The sequence below is a fragment of the Bradyrhizobium sp. 141 genome (assembly GCF_023074055.1).
In the GTDB taxonomy this organism is placed as follows: domain Bacteria; phylum Pseudomonadota; class Alphaproteobacteria; order Rhizobiales; family Xanthobacteraceae; genus Bradyrhizobium.
Genome location: NZ_JADPKR010000003.1, coordinates 76,349 through 88,189 on the forward strand (window position 1 = coordinate 76,349; position 11,841 = coordinate 88,189).

The window sequence follows — 11,841 nt, forward strand, 5'->3', positions numbered from 1 at the left end:
TCTCTCTGATCTGAGTCGCGGCAGAAACGGCGCGGCCGCGATCTTGCGCTAGTCCGACACCTAATCCTTTCTCATAGGGCGAATACATTGCAAGCAGACGATGACCAGCACCCGGCTGACGCGAAGAGGGCTTACGCTTCCCGGCATGGGCCACCCCCAAGCAGAGCACATCGGTTTCGTATCCGCTTCATGGACCAGAGTACCGCCTCTTGCGCACGCTCTCCTACCGCGCCCGGGCGAGCGAGAGAGACGCGAGCCCGACTTTTTATTCAGAAGCGCTTGATCTCGATACCGTGCCTTCTCAAGGCATAGCCAATCTGGCGCGGCGTCAGTCCAAGCAGGCGCGCCGCCTTGGCCTGTACCCACCCGGACCTTTCCATCGCCGCGATTACGCGCTCGCGATCTGTGACCTTGGCGGCACCTATGACAGGTCGGCCGGGCGGCTCTAGCGGCGTCAGTTCGCTACCGACCGGCTGAACGTGTGCCACAGCTTGTGTTGGCGGCATGCTCAGCCTCGCGGGGAGTGACATTATCGGGCTCGGCTGTCGCGCCACTTGCTCCGGCCCGCACTTCCATAGCGTGGCCGACAGGCATTGCCCGTGGCAGCAGGCAAAATCGTCTCTTACGATCGACGATCCGTGCGCCAGGGTCGCGGTCCGCTGCACACAGTTCTCCAGCTCGCGGACATTACCGGGAAATCCGCAATTCACAAGAACGTCGATCGCACTTGAATCGAAGACCAGAGCACGGCCGTTCTCATTGTTGAAGTTCTTCAAGAATCGAGCGGCGAGAAGCGGAATATCAGTGCGTCTTTCGCGCAGCGGCGGCAGTAGCAGAGGAACCACGCTGATGCGATAATAGAGATCGGCACGAAACTCCTTCCTTACCACCGCCTCTTCAAGATTCTTATTCGTGGCTGCAATCACGCGGACGTCGACTTTGATCGTCTGATTGCCGCCGACCCGCTCGAACTCCTGCTCCTGAAGCACGCGCAGGAGCTTCGCCTGGAACGACGCCGAGATCTCTCCAATCTCGTCCAGAAACAACGTTCCCTTGTCGGCGAGCTCGAAGCGACCCTTGCGCGCGTTGAATGCGCCCGTAAACGCCCCCTTCTCGTGACCGAACAATTCGGATTCCAGCACCGTCTCGGTGAGGGCTGCGCAATTCAGCTTGATAAAGGGGCGTTTGGCGCGCGCTGAACGCTCGTGAATAGCCTTCGCGACCAGCTCTTTGCCGGTACCCGATTCGCCGCGCAACAGAACGGTGCTATTCGATTTAGCGATCAGCTCGATCTTCTCAAGCAACGCGCGCAGCGCCGGACTGTCGCCGATAATTCCCTCGACTTGGACCTTCTTACGCTCCCGCCCATGAGGCTTGAGCTCGGACAGCTGCTTCTGCGGCCGGAACTCCTCGTCCATAAGCCGCCCGCGATCGCGCGCAAGAACGCAATGCAGCTTCGCCGTCTGGCCCAGAAGGCTTGCGACCATCGTCAGCAGGCCGAGGTCGTCCTCGAGCTGCGCATGCGTCCCGTTGTCTGCGATGCGGTCGATGCTCAGCGTACCGACAACTTTCTCGTCAATGTCTATGGGAACGCCGATGAACGCAACACGCGTATTACCGGCGGCATCTAGCATCTCGACGTCCGAAGAACTGAAGATCGAATGCAGCGCTACGTTCTCGACGATGAGAGGCCGCCCCGTCGCCACAATTTGATCAATTGCTCCTTGCGGCAAGCGCACCGCGCAACGCGCGTCGCGCCCTTCACTCCGGCCGTCGTCTACAATGATCTCGGGCACCCCGTCATGATCGAACAGACATACGATGCCGCGCCGCATCTGCACGAGCGATGGCAGACGCTCGATGACGCTCGCCAGCTTGGCTTCGAGCTGGCATAGGCCGGTGAGCGTGTGCGCTATTTCAAAGATCGTGCTTAGCGATTTCTCTTGCGACCGCAGAATACTAGCGGAGGGATCCGCGTCGGAGGTTGAGTTTGGTTTTTCGCGCAGGGAAACGCTGTCCAGCATAATGACTTCTCCGTTCCTTTCTTGATCCTCCCCGTCACCTCGATCGGACTTGTTGGACTCGTGTTGCATGCCTGCCTCGATCTGACATCCAGTTCTCAGGGGCGGGGCGAGAGATGACGCCTCTCCATGGCACGCCGGCAGTACTTACAGTGACTAGATTTGCCGCTTTATTCTTTCCAACTCGCTGCGCGGATTCGCCCCGGCCAACATGGCTTCCATCGATGAAGCTCCGACTAGCCGGGTTCGCCAGGGGCGGATTCACTCACAAGTGTTGCCCGCCATTGATCGGCACTTCGGCGCCAGTGACATAACTTGCCGCATCTGAACATAGGAAGAAAATGACCTTGGCGACCTCTTCGGGTGTACCCACTCGGCGAAGTGGGATCTTTGGCACAAGATGCGCTTCCGTGTCAGGCGACAAAATGTCCGTCTTGATTTCGCCGGGCGCGATCGCATTGACGCGAATGCCATGTGAGGCGTAATCGTGCGCCATTTCGCGCGTGAGACAAGCGAGCGCAGCTTTCGACGTCGCATATGCCGTGCCTGCAAATGGATGCACCCGCGCGCCGGCGATCGAAGTCACATTGACGATCGAGCCTGAGGCCGCTTTTAGCTCATCGAACAGACCCTGAGCGAGCAGGATCGGCGCCACCAGATTGAGGTGGAACACGCTCATCCAAGTATCGACTGAGGTCGCCAGCGACGTCAGCCGGGCACCGTTTGGCGTTTTTGGCGAGTTTCCGGCATTGTTTATCAGTCCTTGCAGCGGTGCGCCGGCAAGGCGCTCCTTTATCTGGGCAATCACGCGCGGCAGCGTCCGATGATCGCTCAGGTCTACTTCGATATAGCTATCCCCCTCCGAGTCCCATGGGCAGCGCACCGCGTCGAATGGTTGGCGCGCGCAAGAAATGATGCGCCAACCGGCTTCCGAAAACAATCTTCCGGTGGCGCGACCGATCCCGCGCGATGCCCCGGTCAATACCAGCGTCTTCCGCTCACGCAGCGGACGGCCCGCTCCATCGGCGTGAATTGGACCGCGAGGATCCGTTTCCGACGATTGAGCTGCGACCGCATTGTCATCTGGTAGACGTAGATTCACACGCGATTCTCTTCCGCTCCCCTCGCCTGTGCGCCTGGTGCAGGATCCGGGCCAGAGCGATGCAGGGCACAGGTGGCGCGCTTTTGCGACGCAAATGGCAGGTTCCGAACATCTGACCTGTTTGCTTTTCGACACCAGCAACGCCGCAGCAATGGCTGTCGTCGAGCTCCCGGGTGCTGCCCACTGCGTGCGCTACGTCTTCGAGCCGAGAGGCTGGTGTTTCCATGGCGAGCTGACTGCGTCGCCCTCCACAAGTGGTCTGTGGGTCATGCGCGCCAGACGAGATAGGTTAGCTGCCTTTGGCAGAGATCAGGATTTAATGGCCAGTTCGTCCAAGTTGCTCTCAGCCGTGGTATGCGCGGCCGCACATGCGGCTCTTGAGCAATATCGATGGGCCGCCGGCCGCGCGGTTCATCACACCTCCGTCCGAAAGGACTCTGCGAGCGGAGCATGAACAAGGCCGTCGTCCAGAAAACGAGCTGACCGCAAAAGGGTCGCCCAGCAAAGGCGATCCATTTACCGGACGCGCCTCCTTGCTGCTGGGACATTCTGACGTTACCGTCTGTTACGTCAGATTTCCTCGGCGACCCGGACCGCCATTGCCGTGCTTTTCACCGTCTGGCCAGCGATGGCGGATTTGGGCCGGATAATGACAGGACCATAACCTTTCCGCGCGACTCGACTTACACATGAGGGCCCGAAGCATTGCGGGGCAAGGCCGCCGGCGCCCACCGGCATTGGCCTACGCTTCGCAGGCGTTCGCCCTCCCACCCGCACCGCATCCGTGGTAGTGCGCCGGTCAGCCGTCGCTTGGGGACGGAAGTCGCCATCCACCGTTCCTGCGAGACGTTGCGAAACTCGATGGTGTCGAAGCCAGCAGTATCAGGCTGATGATCTAGCCCGCCACTGCTCAGGCTCAGATTCTGGCGCTTCATGAAGCCGCGAAATGCTCGTATGGGTTATCGACCATGGTCAATTGCTCCGGATTGCGCTGGTCGAATTCAATGATCCGTGGCACGAGCAGACGGGCATAGCGCGTGAAGGCGCTGGTGGGGGGAAAGCGGATCACGGTAGCGCATCGCGCAAGAAGATACATGTCGATGAGAGCGGAAGCTCCACCTTCAATTCCCATTTCCGCACTATGCAACGGCCCTGCCCGATCGGCCTGGAAACGTTTTGGTACGGCGAAGACATCGGGAAACAGACCCGATAGGCGATCGAGAATCTGTGCACTGTCCGTGCACAGGAAGACCTTTACAGGCTTTGGATATGGCAAAGCCTTGGCTTTACGGATTGCCATGCAGACCTGACGAAGGGCGAGCTCCGAATCGGCCCAGTACGGCGCATGCTCCATGATATCTTCGCCATTGCCGTGCCGAACATGAACGCCAATGATGCTATGGCCGCTAAAGTGTTCCTCATACAAGGCGTCGATCCGCGCTTGAATCTCAGACCTGAGCTTGATGTTCCGAAAGATCAGTCGTTCGGCTTCCTCGCCACAACGCCACATCAGGCAAGCGTCACAGACAATGGTGTTGGCTTCGCTATCTTCTCTTGCCTGGAACAGCTCGGTCAGTTCGTCACGTTCACGGAAGATCTGCTCATCCGGACGATTGATGCAGTCGATCGATGGCCTATTCCACCACCGCGGGAAGAACGGTCCGGGAAACGAGAGCTGGTTGACTCGGTCATCGCAAATCACCGGCACTCCAGCGATGTCCTCAACCGGCTCGAAGAACACCGGAAAGGCGTTGCTGAACGGTTGGTCGATGTAGCAGGAACCGCGCCAGTCAACGACGAGCGTCCGCCCGGTCCGCTGCGCGTACGACCAAGCTGACGCCAGCGACCAGAGGCAATCACCAAAGCCGGTACGCCTCCGAGAAATAACAAAGCGTTCCTTGGTCAAGTTATCAAACCCTTCTCGTTGCGCAAGATCAGTTTTGTGTGGCGCACCTACTCATCTGCGATTCCGATCCACGCCAATGGACGGCTGGTCACCTGGACGCAAGGCGATCAACCCGCAAGCCCTCCTCCACGGCACCGCGATTGGCAGGTCATGCAAGAGGCGTCCAAAGAGCCCTCTTCCGCATTACTCACCTTTTACGATCGCGCAGTCTGTGACGGATGCAGCCGAATGCGGCGCAGATCCCAGAGCCCGCGCAGTTCGTTCACGAGAGCTTCTCGCCTAGTCCTGTCAGAGGTGACCCTGGCGAGAAGATCGGCAAGAACAGCTTCCTTCTCAATTTGCATCAGCATGTCGAACAGGTCATGCGAGACGCGCACGCTGTCCTGGCTGGAGTGACCCATGCGGATCTCGCAGACTGTCTCCTGGCGTTCTCGGCCCGCATGAGCGCGAACTCTGTAAAGAGATACATGGGGCGGCAGTGATACAGCGAGTGCAGTCCAGCTTTCGAGCGTTGTTGCCCGCTTTTTGACGAGGAATGAACCGACCACAAGGCCATCCAGCTCGGTCGACAAAAACGCCGTAATCGCATCGGCAACGGAATCTACGATCGGTTCGGCATTGTTGTTGAACGACGTATTAAGCAGAATCGGGACGCTTGTCCGGCTCTTGAACGCATTGATGAGTTCCCAATAGGCGGCATTGTTCGTGCGGGAAACCGTTTGCAGCCGAGCCGTACCATCGATATGCGTGATCGCGCCCAGCAAAGCACGCCTGGATTCGCGCACGCGAACGACGAAATTCATGAAGGGATATTCTGCGCGACCATCCGGCAACTCAAAGAACGCGCCCGCATCCTCCTCCAGAACCGATGGCGCAAATGGTCGATAACTCTCGCGCTTCTTGACCATCGCATTGATCCGGTCCTTGTTCGCCGCGGGCCTCGGGTCCGCAAGAATACTACGGTTGCCGAGCGCACGAGGGCCGAACTCCGATCGGCCCTGTACCCACCCGATCACGGCGCCATCAGCGATCCACTCGGCTGCTCTGGTTGCGACGTCAGCGGTCCGCTCAATCTCGAGGTGTCCGGCCCATCCCTTCAGTTCCTGTTCGATGCTGTCGTCGCTGCCGATATCTGGCCCCCAATAAACCGCCTGTAGTCGCTCGCGGGGCGCAGGCTGCCCGGCCTCGTTCGACACCATCAGTGCCGCGCCCAATGCGCATCCGGCGTCATGCGCAGCCGGCTGCACGAAGATGTCTTCGAACAGGCCTGAATACAGGAGTTTTCCGTTCAGCGTGCAGTTGTGGGCCACCCCGCCAGCCAGGCACAACCGTTTCATTCCGGTCGACTCACGGTAATGCCGAAGAATGTGAAACACGATCCGCTCCAGCGCCTCCTGCAACGATGCGCTCACGTCTCGATGCTGTTGCGTGAACGGCATTCCCTTTCGCCGGACCTCGATATTGCGCAGCAATGCCGGGCCGATACGTTCGAGGTGAACGCGGTAGCCACCGTTTGCGGAGAGCTCATAAAATTGGGAAAAGAGCTCGCGATAGCGTGCGGGATCTCCGTAAGGAGCCAGTCCCATAACCTTATACTCGTCGAACAGGCCGTAGCCGAGATATCGGATCGTCTCTAGATAGAACAGTCCGAGAGAGTTATTCTCTGGAAACGTCATAAGGTCGGTCATTTCGGTGCCCGACCCGACCGCCAAGAGACCCGAGAGGAAGTCGCCACAACCGTCGATCGCGAGGACCAGGCTTTCTTCAAAACCCGACATCGCCAGAGCGCTCACGGCATGGGCCTGATGGTGGCCTACGAATGACACCCGCGAAGGATCAACTTGGGTACCGAACTCCGTCGCTAGAAGATGCCGTAACAGCAGATTCGCATCTAGCGGAATTGAGATTTCCGGTTGTGAGATGAACAACCGTTCGAGCATCGCATTGCAATAGGCTTCAGTAGCGTAGAACGCAATACGATCGACGTCGCGAAGCTCCACACCCGCGGCTGCAAGACAGTATTCAATCGCACTGCTCGGGAGCTTGTTTGAATGTTTGATCCGGTTGAGGCGCTCCTCTTCCACGGCAGCGATCACGCGCCCGTCCTTGACAAGTACCGCGGCGCCGTCGTGCAGAAACGTGTTCGGTAGTCCAAGGGGGTTTTCATAGACCCTGTCGAGGCCGCCACTCAATCCTAGACACAGCATCTTGTTCTCCGTTAATCCTGAGAGGCCTGTTGGCCTATTTCGTATCGCTTGCTTTGGGAGTAGGCCGCACGTCGCCGCGGGGCCGATCGGGCATCGCTAGCGTGACGATGCTCACATAAGCGTCGCCCGCGATCGGAAGTTCGTTACGCCCGATATCTCATCTCGCACACGCGATGCTTCGCTTTAGGTCTTGTTCCTCTCACCGCATCAGGCGCTGCCGAAGCAGTACGGCCGAGACGAGGAAGGGAAATGCTGCGTAGATGCAAAGTGCGCCCACATGCAATCCGACGCTGTCGACCGGCCGACCGAGCATTGCTGGACGAATGAGATCGACCGAATGAGTCAGCGGCAATAAGGCCGCGATGCGTTGAAATGAACCGGGCAACTGGCTCATTGGGAAGATCGTCCCGCTCAAATACATCATGGGCGTGAGAATGAGCGACTGGTAGAAGATGAAATAGTCGTGGCTCGGTGCAAGTGCTGAAACGACCATTGCGAGGCTCGCGAAAGTAACGCCAGTGAGGGCGATGGCTGGTAACGCATAGGGGATGGATGACCACTCTGCGTAACCCAGCGCGACGGCGACAATCGTGATCGCGGTCCCGGCGAGCAAGGCCTTGCTCGCTGCCCATGCCACTTCACCGAGAACAATGTCGCCGAGCGTAAGGGGCGTACAGAGCACTGCCTCCCACGTGCAATTTGTCTGCATGCGAGCGTAAGCCGCATAGATCGTTTCGAAGGTTGCGGAGACCATCGCGCTTGTGGCGACCATGCCAGCCGCCAGAAACGAGATGTATGAGGTCCCCTCAACACCACCTATGATCATTCCAAGGCCAAAACCGAGACCGAATAGAGAGCTCATCGGCTCGGCCAGATTCCCAAGAATCGATGCCAGAGCGACTTTCCGCCAGACCAGAAAATTGCGGCGCCATACCGCGATCCAGTTCCATGGATTAGCGGGGAGCGCCGGCGCAAAACGTTGCCACATCGTTCAGTCCTTCATCTCTCGCCCGGTTAGCCGCAAGAACACATCCTCCAGATTTGGAGGACGCTGCAGAAAGCGCAGATCCGTGCAGTTGGCAAGTCGGAGGCGCACCTGCTCTGGATCCGTGACATAGCAGAACAGCGTCTCCCCGCTCACCTCAGCGCGCTGCACTTGGGGTCTGACCAGCGGCAGCAGTTCATGCGGATTACCGCCGTAAATCTCGATCACTTGGCAGCCGATCTGCTGCTCGATCAGCGCGTGAGGCTGACCTTCGGCGATCTTACGGCCGTGCTCAAGCACGCACAGGCGGTCGCACAGTCGCTCCGCCTCTTCCATGAAGTGGGTGGTGAGAAGGATCGTTTTGCCGCGCGCTAATAGCGAGCGCAAGCGTTCCCAGATCAGGTGACGGCCGTGCGGATCGAGGCCGGTCGTCGGCTCATCAAGCACCAAGAGCTGCGGGTCGTTAATGAGGGCCCGTGCCAACGTCAGGCGTCGCTTCATGCCGCCGGACAGTTCGGCGACGCGGGCATCCGCCTTGTTCTCCAGGCGCGCGAATTCGAGCAGTGACGGCGTGACCGCTTCCACCTCAGCCGCGCTCATGGCGAAGTAGCGCCCGAAAACGAGCAAGTTTTCGCGCACCGTGAGCTGAAGATCAAGGTTATCGAACTGTGGGACAACCCCGATCCCCCGGCGCGCCAAGCGCGCCCGTGCCGGCACTGGCTCGCCGAGCACGCATATCTTACCTGCGTCGGGCGATGCAACACCCAGGATCAAACGCGCAAGCGTGCTTTTACCCGCGCCGTTTGGTCCCAGCAGACCGAAGCACTCTCCCGGCGAGACCGTAAACGAAAGAGCGTCCACGACGACCCTGTCGTCGTAGAACTTGCTCACCTGGAAAAGGTCGACTGCCGCGGTTGACATTTGCTTACGCCATCGCCACGGACGTTGTTCGCGCCGCTTCCTCTCTCGCGCGCTTTTTTGTCCAAAGCAGGCCGTCACACCATACGTGATCGATGCGTCCCCACTGGCACGCGGCGGCAGCATCCGGGAAAAAGCCGCATCCATGCAGATTGGCGCTGGTATTGCAAAGCAGCGGAATGGCTGTGAGCTTCTCGTACTCGACGAGAAGCTCGGCCACTTTATGCTGAGAGGTTCTGGAAACGGTCTGTAGACGAGCAGATCCATCGAGATGCACGACGGCGGGAATTTTGTCCCGCCATTCCGGTCGCGTCTGGTGATCGAACAGCATGTACGGATCGGGTATTCCAGGGCTAAAAATCTCCGCGGCACGATCCTCCAGGCATATCGGCGCTACCGGCCTGAAATGCTCACGAAGTTTGATGTCGTTCAGATGATCTTTCATTCCTTCCCAGCTCGCAGCCGCGAGAATGCTTCTGCCACCCAAGGCTCGCGGTCCGAGCTCGGCACGCCCGGCAAGGAAGACCACGGGCTTGTCGCAAGCGAGGATTGCCGCAAGTTCGCCCATAGTGCAGGGCGCGCCCTCCCATTCGGGCGGGACTTCGCTGGGACGCACGGCCGGTCCGCTGTAGACCGACCATTCCAGAGCTCTAAAGCCTTGCTGTGCCGCCAGTGCAGAGCAAGCAGCACCAATGGCTGAGCCGCTGTCGTTCGGAAAGGGCGGCACCCACACGATATCGAACAGGCCGGTCGCACGAAATGCACTATTCCACTTAATATTCAGGCCACAGCCGCCGGCTATGCAGAGGTTACGCGCCCCCGCAAGATCCGAATGCCGCTCCACCACATCAGCAATGGTGCGAACCAGCAGACGCTCTAGAAAGACGTGAAATGACGCAAGGACGTCTTCGGCTTGCTTTTCCTTCAATCGCATTGCGCACGCATCGAAGAAGTCGTGCAGAGCTTCAAGCGGCGATTGTGAGCTGTTGATCTCTCCAAGCTCAGGACAAGCGCCCTCAGCATCCGTGGCAAAGTGCGCCTCATAAAGTTCATGAAACGTCTTAATACAGTCCTCGTCGGGCGATCCCAGCGCGATATAGGCCATCAGCTTGCCGGCAATACCGAGATCCCAGCTGGTCCGGTCTGCCCGCCTGTAAGGTCCAAAGTGATGTCCTGCCGTCGCATAGGCGTGACCTATCATCGGAAACAGGCACTCGATGAACCGGATGCCGTGGGGCTCGACATAGTAGAGGCGTGGAAACATGCAGCCGTCCCACACCAAGCAGAAAGCAGATTGTGCGGATTTGGCAAACGAGCTGGCGCAGTATGCGGATGCTACGTGCCCGGTGACATGGGGATAGCTTTGATAGGGATATAGCTTCCCATCAAGCATGAGGCCGATGCCATCGCGGGACGTCAGGGGGCTATCGCCTTGCCGTTCGACATACGGCGCGCCCTTGAGCTTGATGGTCGTCGTCCCACTAAGGAGTTCAAACTGCGACTCGAACTCTCCATCCCAGCCATCAACGACGAACTGATCAACATCGCTCGGATCCAGCCCGTGCTCCGCCAAGGCGCTAACAACGGCATCCAGGTTGTCGATGGTTTGATAACGCGGATTGTTGTTCAGCTTCTCCTGTTCGACACAAAACACCACCCGGCCGTCCTCGATCAGAGCGACTGCCCCGTCATGCGTCAACTTGATACCGCAGATACGCATAGTGGCTCCTTTCAAGCTCGGCCGTTAGGACGGATCGAAGATCGCTCCGGATTGCGAAAGCGGACCAACAAGCAGTCTTCGTCAGCCGACTGCCCCTGGCACTGAACGCGTTCGACCTCAATGAGCGCTTCAGTCAACATCGTGATGACTGTCTCGGCGCCAGCGACATGCCCCCATCGCCTGCAGGTGGCATCACGTGCAGATCCGAAGACCAGATGCCCACCTGGAGCAAGCATCTTCACCATCTTGTCGATTGCGGTACGCATCCGTGTCATGTCTTCGAGATAGTAGAGAACTTCGGCGACCACGATCAGATCGAACAGCTCTTCGGTCGAGAACTGCAGAATATCGGTCGCCGCCCAGCTGATATGCGACCACCTCTTGGTCCGCTGGACCGCTCGACCGATCGCTCGCGGCATAACATCGATGACCGTGAGCCGCTTGCAGTGAGGAGCGAGCTTCTCTGTGAATGCACCGGCCGCGCACCCGATCTCGAGGCAGGTTGAGACGGCGCCGTTCGACAGCGATAGCCGTAGTAATTGAGTGTGACGCTCACGTTCGAACGGATTGTCGTCAAGCCGCCACGGGTCATCGTTAGTCAGCTCCCGTTGCAACGATTGATATGTCTTGTCCACGTTCACCACTAAATCCCCTACAAAGCTGTCAGTCAGTCGCGGCCGCAATGCCATCAGACGCGATCAGCTGCGAGGGAGCGCGCGAAAGACCTGCCCCGCGAATTGAGCCAGGCGTTTCCGATGCCGGGTTAAGGCTTGGTCCAGTTGTCGCGTCTTCGATCGAGGCCTTCGATTCATCGACGTCTGATGATTTCGCTACTTTGCGCGAGAGCCAGTCGCTGTTGCTCAAGGTACAGAGCGCATAGGCCTTCATCGGGAGCAGGAGGAAGATGTTGATCGGGGTGTGCAGCGAGAAGCCGATAAATCGAAGCTCGCCGGCACGAAGGGCCGCCACGCTGCATCGAATC

8 protein-coding genes and 1 pseudogene are annotated in these 11,841 nt (G+C 58.9%); all 9 read right to left on the reverse strand.

All coding sequences use genetic code 11. From position 1 onward, the window contains the following. Positions 1 to 269 precede the first annotated feature (269 nt). Positions 270 to 2,024, reverse strand: a complete 1,755-nt coding sequence (gene nifA / locus IVA81_RS01750) for a nif-specific transcriptional activator NifA (RefSeq protein ID WP_247311318.1) — start codon at positions 2,022 to 2,024, stop codon at positions 270 to 272. A 262-nt stretch (positions 2,025 to 2,286) separates the two neighbouring features. Then, positions 2,287 to 3,054 (reverse strand): SDR family oxidoreductase, encoded by a 768-nt coding sequence (locus IVA81_RS01755; RefSeq protein WP_247311350.1) that lies wholly within the window; start codon positions 3,052 to 3,054, stop codon positions 2,287 to 2,289. A 1,000-nt stretch (positions 3,055 to 4,054) separates the two neighbouring features. Next, positions 4,055 to 5,029: a nodulation protein NodZ gene (locus tag IVA81_RS01760; RefSeq protein ID WP_247311321.1), complete on the reverse strand. Its 975-nt coding sequence runs from the start codon at positions 5,027 to 5,029 to the stop codon at positions 4,055 to 4,057. A gap of 194 nt (positions 5,030 to 5,223) precedes the next feature. Beyond that, the gene (locus IVA81_RS01765; RefSeq protein WP_247311325.1) at positions 5,224 to 7,236 is read right to left on the reverse strand and encodes a carbamoyltransferase; all 2,013 of its coding nucleotides are present in this window, start codon (positions 7,234 to 7,236) and stop codon (positions 5,224 to 5,226) included. Positions 7,237 to 7,435: 199 nt separating this feature from the next. After that, entirely contained in the window at positions 7,436 to 8,224 is a 789-nt protein-coding gene (locus IVA81_RS01770; protein ID WP_247311328.1) for an ABC transporter permease, read from the reverse strand. Between the two features lie 3 nt (positions 8,225 to 8,227). Beyond that, complete coding sequence (nodI, locus tag IVA81_RS01775; RefSeq protein WP_247311331.1) at positions 8,228 to 9,142, reverse strand: nodulation factor ABC transporter ATP-binding protein NodI; 915 nt, start codon at positions 9,140 to 9,142, stop codon at positions 8,228 to 8,230. A gap of 4 nt (positions 9,143 to 9,146) precedes the next feature. Next, on the reverse strand, positions 9,147 to 10,859 hold the full coding sequence (nodU, locus tag IVA81_RS01780; RefSeq protein WP_247311334.1) for a nodulation protein NodU: 1,713 nt from the start codon (positions 10,857 to 10,859) through the stop codon (positions 9,147 to 9,149). 11 nt (positions 10,860 to 10,870) lie between these two features. Then, positions 10,871 to 11,500 carry a nodulation methyltransferase NodS gene (gene nodS, locus IVA81_RS01785; protein WP_247311336.1) on the reverse strand — a complete coding sequence of 210 codons (630 nt, stop codon included), beginning with the start codon at positions 11,498 to 11,500 and terminating at the stop codon, positions 10,871 to 10,873. Between the two features lie 22 nt (positions 11,501 to 11,522). Further along, positions 11,523 to 11,841 (reverse strand): annotated as a pseudogene (locus IVA81_RS01790) (chitooligosaccharide synthase NodC); the annotation flags it as partial.